At 56.2% G+C, this 20,493-nt stretch carries 17 protein-coding genes and 1 pseudogene; 12 read left to right on the top strand and 6 right to left on the bottom strand.

What is annotated here, in order from left to right:
* Positions 1 to 9: 9 nt before the first annotated feature.
* On the top strand, positions 10 to 615 hold the full coding sequence (locus G9X67_RS08830) for an alpha/beta hydrolase (protein ID WP_171598511.1): 606 nt from the start codon (positions 10 to 12) through the stop codon (positions 613 to 615).
* A gap of 104 nt (positions 616 to 719) precedes the next feature.
* On the opposite strand, the gene G9X67_RS08825 is transcribed toward G9X67_RS08830, so the two are convergent.
* A complete protein-coding gene (locus G9X67_RS08825) occupies positions 720 to 962 on the bottom strand; it encodes a KTSC domain-containing protein (protein ID WP_003542164.1) in 243 nt (80 codons plus the stop codon).
* Between the two features lie 367 nt (positions 963 to 1,329).
* On the opposite strand from G9X67_RS08825, the pseudogene G9X67_RS08820 reads away from it, so the two are divergent.
* Both G9X67_RS08820 and G9X67_RS08815 read left to right on the top strand, forming a co-directional pair.
* Positions 1,330 to 1,635 (top strand): annotated as a pseudogene (locus G9X67_RS08820) (TolC family protein); the annotation flags it as partial.
* Positions 1,636 to 2,427 (top strand): metallophosphoesterase, encoded by a 792-nt coding sequence (locus G9X67_RS08815; protein WP_171598509.1) that lies wholly within the window; start codon positions 1,636 to 1,638, stop codon positions 2,425 to 2,427. It begins immediately after the preceding pseudogene.
* Between the two features lie 114 nt (positions 2,428 to 2,541).
* On the opposite strand, the gene G9X67_RS08810 is transcribed toward G9X67_RS08815, so the two are convergent.
* Positions 2,542 to 3,870 carry a UDP-glucose/GDP-mannose dehydrogenase family protein gene (locus G9X67_RS08810; protein WP_163882006.1) on the bottom strand — a complete coding sequence of 443 codons (1,329 nt, stop codon included), beginning with the start codon at positions 3,868 to 3,870 and terminating at the stop codon, positions 2,542 to 2,544.
* A gap of 268 nt (positions 3,871 to 4,138) precedes the next feature.
* Positions 4,139 to 4,738 carry a transglutaminase-like cysteine peptidase gene (locus G9X67_RS08805; RefSeq protein WP_171598508.1) on the bottom strand — a complete coding sequence of 200 codons (600 nt, stop codon included), beginning with the start codon at positions 4,736 to 4,738 and terminating at the stop codon, positions 4,139 to 4,141.
* Between the two features lie 309 nt (positions 4,739 to 5,047).
* On the opposite strand from G9X67_RS08805, the gene G9X67_RS08800 reads away from it, so the two are divergent.
* From G9X67_RS08800 to G9X67_RS08780, 5 genes are all read left to right on the top strand, one after another.
* Entirely contained in the window at positions 5,048 to 6,472 is a 1,425-nt protein-coding gene (locus tag G9X67_RS08800; protein WP_138330676.1) for an O-antigen ligase family protein, read from the top strand.
* A 289-nt stretch (positions 6,473 to 6,761) separates the two neighbouring features.
* Positions 6,762 to 7,973, top strand: coding sequence for a polysaccharide biosynthesis/export family protein (locus tag G9X67_RS08795; RefSeq protein WP_062943559.1), 1,212 nt, complete (start codon positions 6,762 to 6,764; stop codon positions 7,971 to 7,973).
* A 78-nt stretch (positions 7,974 to 8,051) separates the two neighbouring features.
* Positions 8,052 to 8,756, top strand: a complete 705-nt coding sequence (locus G9X67_RS08790; RefSeq protein WP_138386831.1) for a sugar transporter — start codon at positions 8,052 to 8,054, stop codon at positions 8,754 to 8,756.
* Positions 8,757 to 8,807: 51 nt separating this feature from the next.
* Positions 8,808 to 11,084, top strand: coding sequence for a polysaccharide biosynthesis tyrosine autokinase (locus G9X67_RS08785; protein WP_062943561.1), 2,277 nt, complete (start codon positions 8,808 to 8,810; stop codon positions 11,082 to 11,084).
* Positions 11,084 to 11,788: a hypothetical protein gene (locus G9X67_RS08780; protein ID WP_171598507.1), complete on the top strand. Its 705-nt coding sequence runs from the start codon at positions 11,084 to 11,086 to the stop codon at positions 11,786 to 11,788. Before G9X67_RS08785 ends, G9X67_RS08780 begins: the two co-directional genes overlap by 1 nt.
* 145 nt (positions 11,789 to 11,933) lie before the next feature.
* On the opposite strand, the gene G9X67_RS08775 is transcribed toward G9X67_RS08780, so the two are convergent.
* A complete protein-coding gene (locus G9X67_RS08775) occupies positions 11,934 to 12,629 on the bottom strand; it encodes an Ig-like domain-containing protein (protein ID WP_025395616.1) in 696 nt (231 codons plus the stop codon).
* Between the two features lie 685 nt (positions 12,630 to 13,314).
* On the opposite strand from G9X67_RS08775, the gene G9X67_RS08770 reads away from it, so the two are divergent.
* From G9X67_RS08770 to G9X67_RS08755, 4 genes are all read left to right on the top strand, one after another.
* Positions 13,315 to 14,925, top strand: coding sequence for a right-handed parallel beta-helix repeat-containing protein (locus tag G9X67_RS08770; protein ID WP_348649105.1), 1,611 nt, complete (start codon positions 13,315 to 13,317; stop codon positions 14,923 to 14,925).
* 477 nt (positions 14,926 to 15,402) lie between these two features.
* Entirely contained in the window at positions 15,403 to 17,169 is a 1,767-nt protein-coding gene (locus G9X67_RS08765) for a type I secretion system permease/ATPase (protein WP_138330266.1), read from the top strand.
* A 15-nt stretch (positions 17,170 to 17,184) separates the two neighbouring features.
* Positions 17,185 to 18,492 (top strand): HlyD family type I secretion periplasmic adaptor subunit, encoded by a 1,308-nt coding sequence (locus G9X67_RS08760; protein ID WP_171598505.1) that lies wholly within the window; start codon positions 17,185 to 17,187, stop codon positions 18,490 to 18,492.
* Positions 18,493 to 18,642: 150 nt separating this feature from the next.
* On the top strand, positions 18,643 to 19,338 hold the full coding sequence (locus G9X67_RS08755) for an SGNH/GDSL hydrolase family protein (protein WP_171598587.1): 696 nt from the start codon (positions 18,643 to 18,645) through the stop codon (positions 19,336 to 19,338).
* A 42-nt stretch (positions 19,339 to 19,380) separates the two neighbouring features.
* On the opposite strand, the gene G9X67_RS08750 is transcribed toward G9X67_RS08755, so the two are convergent.
* Both G9X67_RS08750 and G9X67_RS08745 read right to left on the bottom strand, forming a co-directional pair.
* Complete coding sequence (locus G9X67_RS08750; RefSeq protein ID WP_017961662.1) at positions 19,381 to 19,857, bottom strand: glycosyltransferase; 477 nt, start codon at positions 19,855 to 19,857, stop codon at positions 19,381 to 19,383.
* Complete coding sequence (locus tag G9X67_RS08745) at positions 19,854 to 20,312, bottom strand: glucuronosyltransferase (protein ID WP_129421574.1); 459 nt, start codon at positions 20,310 to 20,312, stop codon at positions 19,854 to 19,856. Before G9X67_RS08745 ends, G9X67_RS08750 begins: the two co-directional genes overlap by 4 nt.
* Positions 20,313 to 20,493 lie beyond the last annotated feature (181 nt).

Genomic DNA, 20,493 nt, shown 5'->3' with positions numbered 1-20,493 from the left:
ATAGGCGATATGACCGAAACCGGATATGTGCACCGGCTGCATGCCGGTGCACCTGATAAACCCATCTTGCTGGTGCTGCACGGCACCGGCGGCGACGAGAACCAGTTCTTCGACTTCGGCCGGCGCCTGCTGCCTGAAGCGACGATTCTCTCGCCGCGCGGCGATGTTTCCGAACATGGCGCGGCGCGGTTCTTTCGCCGCACCGGGGAGGGGGTCTACGACATGCCCGATCTCTCACGCGCGACGGAGAAGATGGCCGCCTACGTCAAGGCATTCGCTGACGAGTACCAGGCTTCCCATATTCTCGGCCTGGGTTTTTCGAACGGCGCAAATATTCTTGCCAATGTCCTGATCGAGAAGGGTGTCTTCGATGCCGCGGTTCTGATGCACCCGCTCATTCCGTTTCAACCCGAAGCCCAGTCGACGCTGGCGGGAAGAAAGGTGCTGATGACGGCCGGGCAACGAGACCCGATCGCGCCCGTCTCCATGACAGAGGCGCTGTCCCAACATCTGAAAAACCGAGGGGCGGAGATCAGGGTGGTCTGGCATCCCGGCGGTCACGAGATTGCGCCGCTCGAGATCAATGCGGTCCGCGATTTTCTCGGCGGTTATTGACGGCGTGCACCGTCGGTCGGCGGGAAACTGGTTTGCGGAACCGGCGAATGCCGGTCCCGCATCTTTGCTGAAACAAGGATCCTATCGTCGTGATCGATAGGACATTAGGGGCGAGGAGGATATTTGCCCCTGATTGCCTTCATGTAGAAATTTCCCGGTGATTCCGCCATCGTCAACCCGACGACGACGCCCTTGGGAACGCCTTCATATTCTCGCCTCTGACCGTTGGTCAGATAGACCCGTAGATGCCGGCTGTCTTCGTCGTAGGTGATCGCCTCGATAAGTTTCGAATCAACCGCAGTTTCCACTTTGCACCCCGCAATTTTGGATCTGAGATTCCTGATCAAGAAATGTCATTCACACTCGCAACGCGCCATCATTATGCTGCGCCGCGGGGGCGTCAAGCATCATCTTCTTTAACGTTCATTTTTTCCTGATGGCTATCGTTATGGTTGATTTTTACAGCTTTTTCGAAGGTGTGGCCTGTGGAAATCCTATACCTGTGGCTCCTCCATTTGGGGAATATTAGCCGATAACGTCGCGAGAAACGCAATAATCGCCGGTTTAACGCCGGATTAACCATCATATAGCAAATTATAGCGTAATGTTAACCGCGGCACCCTCCCAAGTATGAATGATTACATCCGCAAGGCGGGGCGTGACCTCGCCGCTGCAAGGGCCAATATCGGCGTTGCCGAGTCGCGGGCGCCGCACGCTCAGGTGAAGACCACGCAGGAGACTCTTGCGCTTTCAATCGGGAGCTACAAGGATGGGCAATCCTCCTTGCTTGATGTGCTGGATGCGCAGCGTTCGGTCGCGACCAGTCAGGCGAAGCTGGCGCAGGCGGTGCAGCAAATGGCGAGGGACTATGTCACTCTGAATGTGGCAATTGGTTCGGGCATAACTTCGGTGGGGCCGCGATCAGGCCAAATTCTTATGGACACTGAGCCTCATGCCGTTACAGCGATGGATAAGAGATGGATTGTTTCCGACAACCCGCCATTCGGTCGGGTCTCATAAATGGGTTCCATGTTTGACTATCTAGCGCCGTGGCGACAACAGATACCGATACTGGCTGGCAACCGTAAAAGACGCGCTCGGCTGACGTTTGCCGAAGGCGAATTCGCTGCGGTCTACGCGATGAGCGATGTTCACGGGTGTTACAAAGAACTCGTCGAGGCACATCGCCGCATCGAGGAGGATGCCGCGCGCATTCCGGGGCCGAAGCTCATCGTCATGCTCGGCGATTATGTCGATCGCGGGCCGGATTCGAGCGCGGTGCTGGAATTCCTGAGCAGGACCCCGCCGCCGGGGTTTCAACGTTTCGTCCTGTGCGGCAATCATGACGCGGAGCTGGTGAATCTCTGTCGCAAACCGGCGCGCATTCTTGAATGGCTCGGCTTTGCCGGAACGGAGACGCTGCACTCATACGGTATCGATATCGAGCATCTGCTGCAGTCGGCGGCCGGAAGCGAAACAATCGCCCGCGTCATTCGCAATATGATACCCGAGCGGCATATCCAATTTCTCGAATCGCTGCCGGTCATGCTGCGGATGGGAAGGATCCTCTTCGTTCATGCGGGCATCAGGCCGGGCATCGACCTCAAGAGGCAGAAAGACAGCGACCTCATGTGGATCCGTCAGCCCTTCCTGGATGAAGGGCCGCAGCTTCCTGTCCTGGTGATCCACGGCCATACCCCGGCGCGAATCCCGACATTCGGTCCGCAACGCATCGGCATCGACACTGCGGTTTCGGCGACCGGCCGGCTGACCGTGCTGACGATAAAGGGAACGCGGGTCGGAATTCTTTAATTCGGCGAGCATGGTGTCGTCCGAAACGCTTGCACTTTCGGCATCATGCTCAAAACCAAACGCCGCGGATTATGCTCCGCGGCGTCAGGACGATCAGATGTTCAGGAGGCTATCTCAGGCGCCGGTCGTTTCCTGATAAAGGTTGGTGCCGATGCCGGTATAGGTAAAGCCGTGTTTGCGGACTTCGTCGCTGCGGTAGATATTGCGCAGATCGACCAGGATCGGAGCGCGCATCGACTGCTTCAGGCGACTGAAATCGAGCGCGCGGAACTGGTTCCATTCGGTGACGATGACAAGCGCATCCGCACCAGCAGCCGCTTCATAGGGACCGCTCGCATATTCGATGTTCTCGATTACTTTGCGGGCGTTCTCCATGCCCTCGGGATCGTAGCCGACCACTTGCGCGCCGGCGTCCTGCAGGGTCTGGATGACTGCGATCGCCGGGCTGTCGCGCATATCGTCGGTGTTCGGCTTGAAGGTCAGGCCGAGGATCGCGATCTTCTTGCCGCGAATGTCTCCGCCGACGGCCGAAATGACTTTGCGTCCCATCGCCCGCTTGCGGTTGTCGTTGATCGAGATCGTCGTCTCGATGAGACGCATCGGCGCGTCGTAATCCTGCGCCGTCTTGGCAAGGGCAAGCGTATCCTTGGGGAAGCACGAACCGCCGTAGCCTGGGCCGGCATGCAGGAACTTGGAGCCGATACGGCCGTCGAGACCGATTCCGCGCGAAACGTCCTGGACGTTTGCGTCGACCCGTTCGCAGAGATCGGCGATCTCGTTGATGAAGGTGATCTTCATCGCGAGGAAGGCATTGGCCGCATATTTGATCAGTTCGGAGGTGCGGCGGGTGGTGAAGACCAAGGGGGCCTGGTTGAGATAGAGCGGGCGGTAGACCTCGGTCATGGTTTCGCGCGCCCGGTCGTCGTTCAGGCCGACGACGATACGGTCGGGACGCTTGAAGTCTTCGATCGCCGCACCTTCACGCAGGAATTCCGGATTGGAAACGACGGCGACATCCGCCGCAGGATTGGTTTCGCGCATGATGCGCTCGACCTCGTCTCCTGTGCCAACCGGCACCGTCGACTTGGTGACGATAACGGTGAAGCCTTCCACATAGGTGGCAATCTCGCGTGCAGCGGCATAGACATAGGAAAGGTCTGCGTGGCCGTCGCCGCGCCGGGACGGCGTGCCGACTGCGATGAACACGACATCGGCGCTGCGGACACTTTCGCCGACATCCGTCGAAAACGACAGCCGGCCGGTGCTGGTATTTTCGGCGACCAACTGTTCCAGACCCGGCTCGTAGATCGGAATGCGGCCTTCGCGAAGGGCTTCGATCTTACTCAGATCCTTGTCGACGCAGATGACGTCGTGGCCGAAATCCGCAAAGCAAACGCCTGAAACGAGGCCGACATAGCCTGATCCAATCATCGTGATGCGCATATTTCCCTCAAATCATTAGAGTAGAACGTCATGCTGCGTCGCAGCATGAGTTCGTCATAGTTAATCTGGACGAAAAGACAATACCGAAGATCGCCTGAAACCCACATCGGAAATCGAACTCCGGGCACCGCAACTTGTTGCGCGCTGCCCCGTCGATAGCCAAAACATAGGTTTGTGTGGGCGATATGACAAGTCGAGCGGCTCGTCAGAGCAGGCTCGACTTCAATCCGGAATCAGGATCAATCAGTCTATGTCGCTGCCTCGGCTGTTATAGCCGGTACCAGACGTAAGGGTCTGTTCCCGATTGAATCTTGTCCCAGCGCAGATCGGTATCGCGCCAGTTCTTGATGCTGCTTTTCCTGTTGTCGAGGACGAGATCGCCCTTGTCGGTTCTGACGACGAGGACCGCATGTCCTTCACCGGAGGGCGTATATGCCGTCGCGATCCGCAAAGCGCGCGACGACCAGCCCATCGCGATCAGCCGGCTGCGCTTGGTCAAAGCGAAATCTTCGCAGTCGCCGCTGCGCACATTCACCTTCCAGACGTCGCCATTCAGTTCGTTGCGGGAGTCGTTCCGGCCGATCATCGTACGATTGACGGCGGTGTTGACGTCCTTCAGTTGCAGTATTTGCTTGTCGGTCATCGCAACGACCGCCAAACCATTGTTGTCGCGGCATTCGGTCGGGTTCTGGGCGCAGAACAGCACCTGGGCGAAAGGCGGAATGATCTTGCCTTTTTCAGAGATATAACTGACCGCCGAATTACCGGTCAGACCGCGGGCAAAACCAGCGGGACCGGCGGCAAATGCCGAGCATGCATTGCCTGCTGTAAAGGCCAGTGCCAGAAGTGTAACGACTGTTTTCTTCATCTCTTAAATCCCCGTTACGGGCAACCGATTGAGATCAGGCTTGCCTTTTTTCTCGGTCAATGGCATGGCGATCTGATGATCTGCCAAGTATTGGGCGCAGAATATCTGTCCCGTTTCTGCTGCTTGGAAGGAGCATAGCCGGGCCTTGTCTCGATTGGCTTAAACCTTTCGCGACAATTTTAAACGATGTGGAATTCTGTTACACTTTAGCACGCAAGCGCTTGATGTTCAACTTATGTTAGAACGAGTAAATTAATCTCTTCGGTTGTAATGGCTTTGGTCGCCGCCTACTCTGGTAAACGAATTCACATGTTCTCCAACCTCATCAATAAGCAGGTCTTGCGAGAGGTTTTGCTTTTTGCCTTCATCGGCCTCGTTATATTGACGCTCATACCGTTCGGGAGCGTTACACCCTTTCCCTTCGCCTTTGCCGCGATCGGGATGTTTGCCCTCGCCATCATTTCGGGATTGCTGTTTAGAGAGCCGAGACAAAGCAGATGGGTTTTCAGTATCGCTTTGTTTCTACTCGTCGTCCTGGCGGGCTGGGCGTTCATCCAAACCATCGAACTGCCCGCCAATCGGTTGGCAAATCCCGCCTGGAATGCTGCGCGTGACCTTGCAGGTGCCCGGTCCGCGGCGATCTCGGTCGAACCGGCCGACACGCTCGCGTCGATCCTCTGGGTCGCGCTGCCTTTCGTCACGTTCCTGACCGGGCTTCTCTTATGCGATACCGATCAGCGCGCGAGGAAAGTGCTCACCGGGCTCGGGCTTGCGGCGGGTATCATCGCTGTTTTCGGCCTGATCCAGTTTTTGCTGTTTCCCAAAATTTTGATCGTCGTCGAAAAACACGCCTACCTCGACAGCCTGACTGCGGTCTTCGTCAACCGCAATACTGCTGCGACCTTCCTCGGGCTTGGAACGCTGTTGATGCTGACCCTGGTCAGGGACATTACCCGAGCCTATTCGAAGTATCCGCCCGGCGAGCCGGGCCGAAACGCTCTTCTCTTGAGATCGTGGATCTATATCCTGTTCTTATGCGCATGCTTCACCGCGCTGATGCTGAGCCGCTCCCGCGCCGGGATATTTGCGACCTTTGTTGCCGCTCTCGTCTATTTTCCATGGCTTGTCATCAATTGGAACGGCTCAAGGCGTCATCTGAGACCGGCGCCAAGATGGCGTTCGATGCTGAAGCTCCTCTCGGCGATTGGTTTCGTCGTATTGTTGCTGACCGTGTTTGCGGGCCAGGCGATTTTGCGTGCGCAAGAGCGGCGACTCGAGGATGATGATCGGTTTTGCATTCTGCCGGGCATATGGCGTGCCATCTCGGATCATTGGTTGACGGGAACGGGGCTCGGAACCTTCCGGACCGTGTTTTCCGCCTACCGCGATCCGGCTTGCGGTATTTTCGGAGTCTTCGACCGTGCGCATAATTTCTATCTCGAAGGATTTCTGGGCCTCGGAATATTGTTCCCCATTGCGACAGTCCTTGCATTCTCGGTGCTTGCCAGAGTGTTCTGGCACGGGCTCGCCCAAAGACGGCGTCTCCGGCACTATGTTCTTCTTGGCCTAGCGGCGACCGTTTTGGTCGCCCTTCATGCGGCGGTCGATTTTTCGCTGCAGATACCGGGTTTTGCGGTGTTTTACTCCGCCTTCCTGAGTGCGGTTGTCGCGATATGCCTCGGCCGTAGCAACGGAGAGGCGGACATGGCATATGAGCGGCCGTTAACCACGTAAAGTTTAAATGGATGGATTTTAATAAGATTTTCGGAAAAGATCGATTGTGCAGGTGCGAACGGTTGACTCTGAAACCCAAGAAATTTTATAGCGGGTGCAGCCTTCGGATTGTTGCGACGCAAGAAAAGTCGGACCGAAGTCGTTTTTCGCTTCCTAAGGGGCTCGGCGTTGCCAGCCTGCCACAGTTAGGGGAATGTTAATCGGCTTTCAGTGTTATTGATCGGGGATTGTCTTGTATTTTGTCAGATCGCGGGGCAGTAGCTTCAGGGGCGTAAACGCAGGGTATTCTATGGGTTGTTCTCGTATCGGTAGTACACGCGTCGCCATTGTTGTAGCGCTAACGACTATATTGGCAAGCTGCACCTCGTTGCCAAGATCCGGTCCCGATCACAAAGACGTTGATCGAGATGCGGCGGTGAAAGTGACAACGAAGGAACGTCGTGTCGGTATCGACTACGCCCTGGTTGATCTCAGCAAGAACGTCCTGTCGTATTTTACCGCTCCCCAGCCGACCTCGTTCAAAGGGTTTGGTGGTGGTCGAGGCGGAGCGCCCGAAATTCCGCTCGGTTACGGCGATGTCGTTTCGGTTGCCATCTTCGAGGCTCAGTCCGGCGGCCTCTTCATTCCGTCCGATGCAGGTAGCCGACCCGGCAATTACATCTCGCTGCCAGAGCAGACCATCGATAGAAACGGAACGATCACAATTCCCTATGCGGGTCGGGTTCCGGCTGCCGGTCGCCTGAAGGAGACCGTAGAGCAGGACGTTGAGGATCGCCTGGCGAGCCGCGCGATCGAACCGCAGGTGGTTATTACGACAACGACAAGCCGCTCTAGCCAGGTTGCCATCCTCGGCGATGTCAACAATCCCCAGCGCGTTGAGATCAGCCCAGCGGGTGAGCGTGTTCTCGATGTCATTTCCGCCGCGGGCGGTTTGACGACCAACAATATCGAAACGAATGTGACGCTGCAGCGCCGCGGCAAGACGGCAACCGTCGCCTACACTACGCTGTTGAAGAACCCGGCCGAAAATATCTATGTCGCACCGGATGATACGATCTCGATCGATCATGAGCGCCGTACCTTTCTTATGCTCGGCGCCGCAGGCACCAGTGGTCGCTTCGATTTCGAAGAGTCCAACCTGACCCTTGGAGAGGCAATCGCCAAGGCGGGCGGCCTGCGCGACGACCGCGCCGATCCCGCTCAGGTCTTGCTCTATCGTCTTGTCCCGAAGAAAACGGTTCAAGCGATGCACGTGGACACGACGAGATTTGCGGGTGAAATGGTTCCGGTGATCATCCGTGCGAATATGCGCGACCCGGCAACCTTGTTTGCTGTTCAGCAGTTCAAGATGGAAGACAAGGATATTATCTATATTTCCAATTCGGACTCTGTTGAACTGGTCAAGTTCCTTGACATCGTGAACTCGGTATCATCCACTGTTTCCGGAGTGACCGACGATGCGAATGATACCCGTAACGCGGTACAGGATCTTGGAAATTGATTGAAATAGGTCGCCGGCATCGGTCTGAATGATCGATGCCGGAGGCTTATAGCGGATTTGATGAAGGAAATTGTGGTTATGGCAAGATCGGCTGTTTATCGTAAACTTGCATATAGCGGAATTGCCGTCGCGATGTATGTCGGCATGAATTCAAGCGCCTTTGCGGCAGCCTGCCTAGGACCGGCAAATCTGACTTCCGTCGATGTCAGCGGATTTACGGCTAGCCCCGCCGTCCTGCTCGACATGTCCGATCCGTTGGTTCTGTCCTCGCGTGTTCGCGCGCTGGTCGGAAGCAGCAATGACGCGCTGTCGCCGGTGATCGACCAGGCCAAGAAGGCCAGTGCCTCACAGATGGCGGCGATCGGCTCCGGTCTCGGGCGGGCTGCAAACAGCTGCCAGGTGACGGATCCGCAATACAAGCTAGCGATCGAAAAGGCTGTTGCCGAGGCGGCGAGCGCCGATCCGAACCTGGCGCCGCTGCTTGCAGCCTTTGCAAAGGTCCTTGCCGAAGGCGGGACCGCGGCGCTCGGCCCGGGTGCAAGTGCCGCCGCCGCCTCCGGCATCGGCAATGACGGGCAAGTTGGACAAACGGGGCCTGGAGCGGACGATGGTACGCCGTTCGACGGCGCTGCGACGACTGCGGGTACGCTGAAGGTTTCGAATGCCGGCTCGGATGATTCATCGTCGACTTCAACGACGACGATCGTCAGCGCCGGAGCGGGAGGGCAGTCGTCTACCGATCCGACGGAGTCGACGAGTCAGAGTGTCCCGGTCATACAATAGCTGGAATTGCCCTTAGATCTTAGCGCTTGACGCCTTTGTTGGAGATCGAAATTGCTATCGCCAGATAAACTTACGCCGCGTATCGACCCCTCCCGCGATACCGGAAATGATGCTGATTTCATCGATTTCGACAAGCTCATCGCAATCGCCCGCCGACAGTGGCGGATGGTTGCGGCTTGCGGTTTCGCCTTTGCCATTCTCGGCATTGTGTATGTGTTGACTTCGGTGCCTGTCTACACCGCCGACACTAGCGTGCTGATCGACCGCAGCGATAGTCAGGTGATCAACCAGCTGGCGGCTTTCGGCCAGATGGACGATGACGAAGGCACTGTCCTCAGTCAGGTCGAGCTGTTGAAGTCCGACACCATCGCCTATGCTGTTGTCGACAAGCTGAAACTCGTCGACAATCCGGAGTTCATGGGACCGAAAAGCTCGCTTTTTTCTGTCTCAACGTTGAAATCCTTTATGAATTTTCGGTCGTGGTTTGCCGATGACGCAGCCGTAGCACCTAATCCGGAAATGAGGCGGCGAGGCGCTGCCGAGACTGTCGCAGGCAATATCGATGTCGAACGCGTCGGCCGCTCCTACGTCCTCGATGTCAGTTATACCGCGCAGTCGCCCGACCTAGCGCGTGATATCGCGGCTGGGATCGCCGACGTCTATCTGGTCGACAAGCTCAATTCGAAATACGAGGCGACGCGCCGGGCCGGCCAATGGCTGCAGGAGCGCATCGAAGAGCTCCGGCAGCAGGCGCTGGACACCGACCTTGCGGTTCAGAAATTCCGCGGCGAGCATGGGCTTGTCGAGGCCGGATCCGGTACGCTGATCAGCGAGCAGCAGCTTTCCGAGATCAATACCCAATTGATCAATGCGCAGGCCGAGACGGCAAAGGCCGAGGCAAGATATGCGCGCGTCAAGTCGATCATCGACGCCAAGCAGACCGATGCGATCGTCACGGACGTGCTCGACAGCTCCATTTCGAACGACCTGCGCAAGAAATATCTGGAGGCTTCCAAGCTCGAGACCGAAATCGAGGCGCGGCTCGGTCCCGATCACGTCCAGGCGGTTCGGCTTCGTGCGGAAATGGAAGAATATAAAAGGCTCATGTTCGATGAGTTGAACCGCATCGCCGAGAGCTACCAAAGCGAGCTGCAGGTCGCGAAATCGCGGGAAAACTCTTTGCGCGACAGTGTTACACAGGCGACGGGCGTGGCCGCAACGGCTGGCGAGACGCAGGTGCAGCTTCGCGAGCTCGAGCGCACGCGCGATACCTACAAGAATCTCTATCAGAGCTTCTTGACGCGCTACCAGGAAGCAATTCAACAGCAGAGCTTTCCGATTACCGCTGCGCGCATCATCACGACGGCGGAGACGCCGACGAAGCCGAGCGCTCCGAGGAGAGCTCTCGTCGTTGCTTTCGCGATGTTCGTGGGATGTGCATTTGGAAGTGGTATAGCTGCTTTCCGCGAATTCCGGGATCGGTTCTTCCGCACCGGCGATGATGTCCGGGACGTGCTCGATGTCGAGTCTCTCGGTGTCATGCCGCTGATTGAAAATAACGTCGACGATCCGACGCTTGTTGATCCCAGCAATCCGCGAAGCATCGCCAGGGGCGGGAAGACCACGACCTATGTCGAGGAGCATCCGCTCTCGGCCTTTGCCGAGACGCTTCGAAGCGCCAAGATTGCCATCGACCTCAGTGCTGCCGATCAGCGCTGCAAGGTCATTGGCGTCGTGTCGAGCTTGCCGGGCGAGGGGAAGTCGACGACATCCATCAATTTCGCAAAACTCCTGGCAATGCAGGGTGCGCGTTGCCTGCTTATCGACGGCGATATGCGCAATCCCGGTGCCACCCGGGCGATCGGCCGCCATGCCGAGGCCGGCTTGCTCGAGGCGATCGTCGACAGCCGTCCGCTCAAGGATCTGATTCTTCTCGATCCCAAAACCAAGCTCGCATTTTTGCCAACGGTGGCACGGTATCGTGTTCCGCATTCGTCGGAGCTGCTTGCGTCACGCGGCATGGATCAGCTTCTTGAAACGGCACGTCAAAGCTTCGATTATATTATCGTCGACCTGCCACCCTTGGCGCCGGTTGTGGACGCGCGCGCCATCAATTCGAAGCTCGATGCGGTGGTTTTCGTTATCGAGTGGGGAAAGACATCGCGCAAGGTCGTGCAATCGACCCTGCTGTCCGAGCCGGAACTCTATGCGAAATGCGTCGGTACTATCTTGACCAAGGTCGACCCGTCGCAGATGAAACTCTACCGGACATTCGGTTCGAGCGAATATTATTATAAGCGTTATTCGCGATACTATACCGAAAGCTGATGTTCCGCAGTCAGTCCGTTTCGATTACCAGGATCGCCTTCATTATCGTCACCGTCGTCTTGGTGGTGCTGGCCGGTCGAGAGCTCTACGCCTCGATAAGAACGGCCAGCATCTCGATCGTCGCCGAAAGGATCGAGCGTGGCGAGACCGTTGCGGATGATGTCGTGACCAAATATGCGTCGCGCAGTGTCGATGTCGTTGACGGACACTATTGTCGATCCGACATCGTGGCTGCTGGCGTAACCCTCGTTCTGGCGCAACTCGATCGGCAGAATGTCAATCTCAATTACGACGGCTGGGCCGCTGCGGCCTCGAGTGCGCGCCAGTATCTGCGGCATGCGCTTTCGTGTATGCCGACGAACAGCAATTTTTGGCTTCGTCTTGCGGCCGTGCAGTCGACAATTGCGGAAGAGCCGGTCTCGATCGCGGGAATGATGAAGCGTTCGGTTGCGCTTGCGCCGTACGACCAGGTAATGATCCTGACGCGATTTTATTTCTGGAACGATTTCACCGATGCAACACTCGCCGCGGCAGAGCGCGCGCTCGATAGCGATCTCATGACCATGCTGAAACGGGGCGATCGTTGCAGGGTCAATGCCACGATAAGAGAGATCAGCCCACAGCTTCGCCCGATCTTCGATCGAAGCTGGACGAGCGTCGGAGAGGCCGCGACGGCGCGGTTCCGTCAGCGCTGCAGCAAGTAATCATCGAGGCTGGTTTATAGAAGTTCCAAGCTTTTGGCCGACAGGCTGAGCGGCTACGGCTCTTTCTCTTGGCCGAATTCAACTTGCATAAAACAACGCCCGCAGTCTGCGCGGCGGGCGTTGCTTTTTGATTGGCTACTGATGATCAGACTTCTGCGTCCGCGCCAGTGATGTTGAGTGTCAGAACGCCGGCGTCGGTGTGGCCTTCGCCGTCGGAGATCTTGTAGAACTGGATGGTTTCCGTGACCTGATCCCCCGGAGCGATATCTGCTGTCAGATCATAGGTGAATGATCCATCCGCTTTTACATGGAACGTACCATACGTACCGGCGACGTCGGTTGTTGCGCTCGGGTCGCCGTTTACGGTCGTGGTGCCGAATAGGCGGAGGAAGAGGTGGCCATTGTCGCCAGCAATGTCGTTGTCCAACGCGTTGCCGCTGATGGCGTCGCCTTCGGTGAAGCTGTAGTTGTCGTCGACAGCGATCGGCTTTACCTGGCTTACGCCCTGGATATTCAGGGTGAACAGGCCGACATCGGTGTGACCGGCACCATCAGAGATCTTGTACGAGACCTTCTCCTGGAGCAATTCACCATTGGTGAAGCCGACCTTGGCAGCGTCGCTCAGAACATAGGTGTAACTGCCGTCCGGCTTGACGAAGAAGGTGCCGTAATCGCCCTGGATCTCGGTGACCTGGCTGTTGCCTTGCTTGGAGCCAACGCCCTGCTGATCGAAGAAACGAAGGAACAAGTTCCCATCGGATGTATCGTTGGCCAGAAGATTTCCGGAAATAGCGTCGGTTTCCAGGAATGTTGCACTATCATCTGTTGCATGAATAGCCATTACTGTCTCTCCTCGAATTGTTCTTTGCTAGGTCAATTCTGACCTTTAGCGAGCTGGTCGATTAAGGATATCTTAATACTGAGAGTCAAGGTGCAATTAACAGCAAGTGAACATTTTTGGGTGTATTGTACAATAATGACACACCTGTAACACGCATAAGGCGATGAAACGCATGGTAATTATTACGTTAATAATAAGTGAGAATACCAAATGGTAGATTCGGACATCTGTTTCTTCAGAGGAGAAGAATGTTTATTCAGGGGCAATTTATAAGAATACCCGGAGGTGCTTATTTGCAGATGAGATGTTGATATAATCACTACGGGCTACAGCCTGAAATCTCAGTCTTGCTTCGGTTCCCGCACCGGCGTCTGCTTTTCGCAGAAACTGATGTCATGATTTGTAACATTTGCTTATCAAGTAATGTTTCTCTCGAAACGCAATTTTCGTAAACTAATATGCGATGCGTGGAGAATAATATTATTTACACCAGAGATATTGGGTAGCATCGCACATAACTGTGCGACGCAATTTTTGTTGCAATGCAAAATATTCGATAAACGAAGATGTTTTGTGAAGAGCGTAAGAATTATCGCGAGATAGAACGCATTTTAGTGTTCCATTTTAGCAGGCAGAGAGAGGTCCGCGGGTAAAAGATTTTCCAGTATCTTTGGGAGATCACGGCGTGACCGTCTACTATGTAAATTCGGCAACAGGATCCAATCAGAACAGTGGGGTGAGCGAGCAGTCGGCTTTCGCGACACTTTCCGCTGTCGAATCCTTGAGGTTAAAGCCGGGTGACAGCGTGCTGCTTGCCGCCGGAAGCGTGTTTAACGAGCAATTCGACCTGAAATACTCCGGCACTGTCAGCTCTCCGATTACAATTGGCAGTTACGGCGTTGGCGATGTGCCAGTTATTCACAGTAGCAATGACGGCATCCACGGCTCGAAGGCTTCAAACATCATCGTGGAGAACATCAAGATTGCTGATACCGGCGGTGCGGCGATATATGCGGGAAATGTCTCCAACTGGACCGTCCGCAACGTCGAGGTCGAAAATACCGGACTTGCCGGCAAACCCGGTTCCGTCAATTTTCAGAGCAGCCAGAACATTACCATCGAGAACAGCAAGATTTCCGGGGTAAATGGAGACGGCATCTGGATGGATAAAGTGATTGGCGTTACCATCGTCAATAATCTGGTCATCAACAGCCAGGGCGCTGCGGCAGACGCCGTTCAGTTGAACGACAGCAGCAATATCCTGATCAAGGGTAACCACCTAGAGCAGACTGAGACCAATAGCGCAAAGGGCGTCCTGGTGCTTGTTCGGGCTGTAAATGCAGCAGTCGAGGACAACACCGTGATCGGCGGCGGTTTCGGGATAGGTGCCAACGCGGGCACGAATATCGCCATCCACGACAACGACATCTCGGGATACGGCGGCTATAGTTGGTCCTACGGTATCGGCCTTGGCGATCAGGGCAATGCGACAAATTACGATATCAGTGGAAACTATATTCATGACGGCGTCTGGGGCGTGTCGATCAGCGCTGCAGGTTACCCAAGTTATACACGCACGGATATCGATATTCATGGTAATGTCTTTGACGACCTGTCGTCCTCGGCGCTGAAGGTCGACAGGCCTGCATCCGGCTCTTTCTATGATAATATCATCGACAGCGTGGTGTCGACCCTGACAATGCCGGTCGCAATTGCTCTCCAGAGCACCTTCTTGATCAACGACAATAAGACCCTGGAGCAAGCGCAGGCCGAACTCGACGCCACGAGTGGCAACACCCCGTCCAACAGTGAGACGCCTACCACGCCGGTTGTGGAGCCGCAGGTCGAACCGTCAACACCGACGCAGACAAGCACTCCTCCGCCAACGGACGAAGCGCAGGTTCCGACCGCACCCACCGTCGCCGTTCCCAGGATTGTCGCAGCCCATGACAGCCTGAAAATCTCCACGGATACGGGCGGCGCCTATCATGGCAACCTCCTCGAAAACGATAGCGCAATCAATGGAACCGTGCTGCTCCGTCGCTTCGGTGACAGTGCAGTGGATAAGCATGGCCTGACGCTGACCGGGAAATACGGCGTCATCCACGTGGAGAGCGATGGTGATTACACCTATACGGTCGATGCGGTGAAAATCGCCGGTCTCAGCGGAAAGGTCAGTGAATCCTTCCAATACAAGATTTCCGACGGCGCTTCTCACATCGATACCGACTCGCTCGGCGTGTATATCAATGTGGACGCGTTCCATAGCAGCCAAGCGCCGCACCTGCTGGTTTGAAATCACGTCAAATTTAGAGAGCGCCGGCCCCGCTGTTCAAGACTTGAAAGCTTTATGATGAAGGGGTGTCGGCGGTCGAAGGCCGGGGAGATGCGGATAAAAAAATATTTCCGCCGTTCAAAGGAAAAATGAACTATAGATTGAATTTATAGTTAACGCCCCAGTAAACGTCGCGAATATGCGCGCAACACGTTCATCCCTCTGCGCCGTTGTTGGGCAATTTGCGATTTTCACTTGCTTAGGTTGGTATATTTAGCGTAGCGTCAAGTCAGAATCCCTGAAGCCGCTCGATATAAATTGGAATTTTGGTCACTTTTTGGTTGGATTCATGTAATAGGTCGTGGGCTTGCAAGCGGGTCCGGCGCCGGTGTCGGGGTCCAAGGCAGTCGTGTCATTGATCGGGCGTGATGGACCCGGAGCTGGAGTGCGCGGCGGCATATTTGCTTTCGTGCGATGCGGTAAGAGAGGGATTACTTCGTGTTTCAGAGTTCAGCAGCTGATGTCAGCGAGCCGTCCAAAGCATTGAGGAAATGCAAGGGGGGGCTTGTTTTCATTGGAATAGCAAGCGCGCTTATCAATATCCTATACCTTACAAGCTCATTTTTTATGCTTGAGGTGTATGACCGGGTCATTCCCAGCAAAAGCATACCTTCGCTGGCTGTCCTGGCAATACTTGCGTTAATGCTTTACGCCTTTCAAGGAGCGTTCGAGGTTCTGCGAAGCAGGATGCTGGTGCGTGTTGCCGGAGCGCTTGACGAGATGGTGAACGGGCGCGTGTTCCGGGCGCTGATCAAGGCTCCGTTGAAGGTCAAAATCGGCGGCGACGGGCTTCAGCCGTTGCGCGACTTCGACCAGATCCGAACCTTCCTGTCCGGCATGGGCCCGACAGCGATGTTCGATCTGCCCTGGCTGCCGTTCTATATCGTGATCTGCTTTCTCTTTCATCCGGCGATCGGATATATCGCGATCGGTGGATCGCTGGTTCTCGCCATCCTGACGTTCCTGACAAATCAGGGAACGCGTACGCTCTCAAAAAAGCAGTCTGACTCCGCCAATATGCGAAATGCCTTCGCGCAGACCTCGATCCGCAACTCCGAAGTTATTCACGCCATGGGCATGGCGGGGACGATGGCCGAAATCTGGGACCGCAAGAACAGTGAATACCGAACCATCACCCGGCAGGCATCGGATGTCGGCAATGGATATGCGACCTTGTCGAAGATTTTCCGTATTGCTTTGCAATCGGGAACGCTCGCGACCGGCGCAATCCTGGTCATCCAAGGGCAGGCCTCTTCGGGAATTATCATCGCCGGCTCGATATTGACCTCGCGCGCCCTGGCGCCTGTCGAAGCGGCGATCGGAAATTGGCGTGGTTTCGTGTCTGCTCAGCAGAGCTGGGCGCGGCTTTCGAGCCTGCTGAAAACCATTCCTGAGATTCCAGCCCCCCTTGCGCTCGCGGCTCCTACCAAACAAGTCACTGTCGAAGGACTGGCGAGCGGGCCGCCGGCGGGTCAGCGCCTGGTTATTTCCGATGTCAGCTTCGGCTTACGGGCAGGGAGCGCGCTTGGGGTCATTGGTTACAGTGCCTCGGGTAAATCGTCGTTGGCACGGGCGATGATGGGCATCTGGCCGACCGTCAGAGGATCGATTCGCCTCGATGGCGCAGCACTCGACCAGTGGGACGGCGACGCACTTGGCCGGCATATTGGTTATCTCCCGCAGGATGTGGAGCTTTTCTCGGGGACCGTTGCGCAGAATATCTGCCGTTTCGCGAAGGAGATGTCGCCTGAGGCGGTGGTTGCCGCGGCGAGGGCGGCGCGTGTTCACGATCTCATTCTTCGTCTGCCGAACGGTTACGAAACCGAAATCGGCGAAGGCGGTGCTGCGCTTTCGGCTGGCCAAAGACAGCGTATCGCGCTTGCAAGAGCGCTTTACGGCGAACCATTCCTCGTCGTGCTCGACGAGCCGAACTCCAATCTCGATGAAGAAGGCGAGCGGGCGCTGAGTGCCGCGATCATGAGCGTGCGGGCGCGCGGCGGCATTGTCGTTGTCATCGCACATCGGTCCGGCGTTCTGGCGGTCTGCGACTTCGTGCTGATGATGCAGGATGGCCGCATGATCGCGTTCGGTCCCAAAGAGGAAGTGCTGGCAAGGGTCAGCCGGCCGGAAGCGGCGCGTACGCCGATTGCCGAGCGCGTGGCTCAGCTTAAAGTCGTGGTCGACGGCATGAATGCGGCCGAATAGGCCAGAGGGAAGATTGTGAGTAAAGTTATCAGTGAATCGAAACGCTCCCTCAATCGGCATGTTGCCGTTGTCGGTGTGCTGTCGATAGCCCTCGTTTGCGGCATTGGCGGTTGGGCGGCGACGACAGAGCTTTCGAGCGCCGTCATCGGCGAGGGCGTGATTGTCGTCGACGGCGATGTCAAGAAGGTCCAGCACCTGACAGGTGGTATCGTGTCGGAACTGCTGGTCGCCGAAAACGACCATGTGACGGCAGGACAGGTGCTGATACGGCTCGATGGGACGACGACAAGAGCGAACCTCTCGATTGTCGAAAGCACGCTCGCTCAGCTTTATGCGCGCCGCGCCCGTCTGAAGGCGGAGCGAATCGGCGCCGATTCCTTCGAGGTTGAGGAAAACATCAGCGATCTGACATCCAGCACCTCCGCAGAGAAGCTTCTCGATGGCGAGCAAAAGTTGTTCGACAGTCGCAGGACGGCACTTATCGGAATGAAGAGCCAGTTGGCATCGCGCAAGGACCAGCTGGGCGAGCAGGTAAAGGGGTTGGTCGTTCAGATCAACGCCACCAACGATGCCTTGGGCTTGATCGAACAAGAGCTTGAGGGCATTGATACGCTCTACAAGAAGGGGCTCGTCACGCTTCAGCGTTTGAATACGCTCAAGCGCGCCCGCGCCGATCTCCAGGGCAACAGCGGCCAGGAAATCGCAGCTAAGGCGGAGGCCGAGGGTAAGGCAATCGAGATCGATCGCCAGTCAATCCAGCTGGATGAGGATCGTCGTTCGGAGATCGCAAAGGACCTGACCGACGTCGAAGCGCAGATCGCCGAATATGAAGAGCGCCGCGGAACCGCAGTCGATCAGCTGCACCGTCTCGACATTACCGCGCCGCTGACTGGGCGAGTTCACGAACTTTCGGTTCACACCGTCAATGGTGTCATCGATCCCGGTCAGACGTTGATGCTCGTCGTTCCCGAAAATAACGAACTTACGGTCGAGGCGAAAGTCGCTACACGCGATATTGACCAGGTTCACGTCGGCCAGTCCGTCGATGTGCGTTTCAGTGCTTTCGATCAACGCACGACGCCTGATGTGAGCGGTGAGATTACCTCAATCGCCCCTGATATCGTCAAGGATGAGCGCACGGGCATCAGCTACTATCCCCTGCGCGTCAAGCCGAAAGCTGAAAGCATTGCCAGGATGAAGACGATAAAGCTCTATCCCGGCATGCCGGCCGAGGTCTTCATCAAGATAGGCGACCGGACCGTCATATCCTATCTGACGAAGCCGCTGACCGATCAGATGCAGCACGTATTTCGCCAGGAGTGATTGGCGGCTGTTTCGCGTCGTTAATAGCCCCGACGTTTCAAAGCAGCCGTTGTCATCCGCCAGGATGGGGATTGGATGGTTTCGCATTGCTCGAACAGGCATGCGCGGCCATTTCACGAAATTGTCTCAAGCCTGCTGCAAGGTCTCCTCATGATATGTTTGCAGTTTTGGCGAGCGGTGCCGACTGAGAGGCGACCGGCCTATGGACTGGTTCTGTTTCTGGCGTGTCTGGTAATGCTTTCGGCGGTCAGGAACGGCTATGCCGATAGTCCCGTGCCGCTGAAAATAGTGGCCTTCGGAACATCCTTGACGGCGCGGGGGGGATGGCAGCCTGCCCTTGAGACAGAGCTTGCAGCCTGCCTGCAGAAGCCGGTGAAGGTCGAGAGCGTTGCAAAAAGCGGTGAAACGTCACTGTGGGCTCTGACCCAGATTGATCGCGTCGTTGCCGAGCAGCCGGATATCATCCTGATTGAGCTCTACGCCAATGATGCGACATTGCATCGGTTCGTGTCGCTTGCGCAAAGCAGAAAGAATATCGGCGACATCCTCGACCAACTCCAGCAGCGCCTGCCGCAAGCGCGGATCATCGTCATGGCCATGAATCCGTTTTCAGGATTGCGCGGTCTGATCCGCCCCTTTGTCGACAGCTATGTCTCTGCACATGAGGCGGAGGCGCAAAAACGTGGTCTGGAGTTTGTCGACCACCGGCCCAATTGGGAGCGTCTGACGCCGGATGATCTGGCCACGGCAATTCCTGATGGCGTGCATCCTCTGCCCGACATAGCCTCCAAAATCATCGCGCCTGAGCTCGTCAAACGTATCGCCGGCAACAATTGCGGAGAATGAAAATTCGCTCGTAAGCCTCAGAGGCTATGACGGCTCTCGGGGTCAGACTGCCGTAATATAGTTTTTCAGGTAGGTCACCAGTGAAGCCCGACCGGCCTCCGACGAATCTTCGTGAGATGGGCTATCCAGCTCTTCGAGCAGATAGTTCCGGAGATCGTCATCGGTGTGTGCGACATAGATGCCCGGCCGGCCCACGAGCTGGCTCACGGTGGCGAGCTGATGATCGTTTCGGTGCTCGCCGAGAGCCGCCTGCCGGGGAACGAGAATGATCGGCTTTCCAAAACGCTTGGCCGTAAGCACGGTGCCAATTCCCGCATGAGAGACGATGACACTTGCATCGCGAAAGACGTTGTCAAAGTCCTTGGGCTCGATATTCTTGATCCATTTCATATTCTGTGGCGTGTAGGTGCCCTTGCCGATCTGCGCCAGAACCGGTTTCGACAGTTCGTTTGCGAAGGTGTCGACAGCCTTGACGAGGCGATCAAACGGCAGCTGCGTTCCGACGGTGACAAGGATCAAAGGACAGCTCCTGCGTAGTGGGGGCCATCCGGCCTCGACAGATGTTGCCATTGCGTGAGCCAGAGCGTCGCAATATGGCCGGCCAATTTACCCGATAGGGACAGCTTCTCCACATTGGCGACGCTATCGATCCAGATCGTCCGCTTGCCCGTCAATTTGCCGGCCAGCAGGCAAAAAAGGCCGGGTGCGGCACCGGTCGAGATGATGACGTCGGGCCTGTGCTTGATGACGATGGAGAAGGCGGTGAAAAAGCACCGGATCGACATGGTAATCGAGTCGCGGCTGCAATCGGGAAGGACTAGTCCGCCCCGAATGTCGTATTTTGCAAGCAGTCCCGGGATGGTCGTTGCAAAGACGATATCGCAGCCATCGAATGCGCCGCGCATGGCCATCAGCTGTTCCCAGTGGCCGCCTCCCGACGAGGCAGCGAGAACCTTCAATTTTTTCTCAGTCATAAACAGGCATCTCCTACATTTGACCGATGGATAAGGGCGAAAACCGTTCTGTTCGAACAGCGATTGGGTCACGATAGTTCAGTAGAAGTGTACCATTTTTGGCCCGGTTGATTGAAGCCTTGAAGTTCATGGACAGCCAATCTTTGTGATGTTTCAGCTCGAACATAATAACGCTCAGAAC

Origin of the sequence: Rhizobium sp. WYCCWR 11152, assembly GCF_013087615.1 — a bacterium.
Taxonomy (GTDB): Bacteria; Pseudomonadota; Alphaproteobacteria; order Rhizobiales; family Rhizobiaceae; genus Rhizobium; species Rhizobium indicum.
This window is presented reverse-complemented; position numbering and strand designations above follow the sequence as displayed.

Bases quoted from the DNA above. Each gene is read 5' to 3' on its own strand.
- G9X67_RS08830 (WP_171598511.1), top strand. From the start codon at position 10: ATGACCGAAACCGGATATGTGCACCGGCTGCATGCCGGTGCACCTGAT.
- G9X67_RS08790 (WP_138386831.1), top strand. From the start codon at position 8,052: ATGGCAAGATCGGCTGTTTATCGTAAACTTGCATATAGCGGAATTGCC.
- G9X67_RS08795 (WP_062943559.1), top strand. From the start codon at position 6,762: ATGGGTTGTTCTCGTATCGGTAGTACACGCGTCGCCATTGTTGTAGCG.
- G9X67_RS08745 (WP_129421574.1), bottom strand. From the start codon at position 20,312: ATGACTGAGAAAAAATTGAAGGTTCTCGCTGCCTCGTCGGGAGGCGGC.
- G9X67_RS08810 (WP_163882006.1), bottom strand. From the start codon at position 3,870: ATGCGCATCACGATGATTGGATCAGGCTATGTCGGCCTCGTTTCAGGC.
- G9X67_RS08800 (WP_138330676.1), top strand. From the start codon at position 5,048: ATGTTCTCCAACCTCATCAATAAGCAGGTCTTGCGAGAGGTTTTGCTT.
- G9X67_RS08780 (WP_171598507.1), top strand. From the start codon at position 11,084: ATGTTCCGCAGTCAGTCCGTTTCGATTACCAGGATCGCCTTCATTATC.
- G9X67_RS08775 (WP_025395616.1), bottom strand. From the start codon at position 12,629: ATGGCTATTCATGCAACAGATGATAGTGCAACATTCCTGGAAACCGAC.
- G9X67_RS08815 (WP_171598509.1), top strand. From the start codon at position 1,636: ATGGGTTCCATGTTTGACTATCTAGCGCCGTGGCGACAACAGATACCG.
- G9X67_RS08755 (WP_171598587.1), top strand. From the start codon at position 18,643: ATGATATGTTTGCAGTTTTGGCGAGCGGTGCCGACTGAGAGGCGACCG.
- G9X67_RS08805 (WP_171598508.1), bottom strand. From the start codon at position 4,738: ATGAAGAAAACAGTCGTTACACTTCTGGCACTGGCCTTTACAGCAGGC.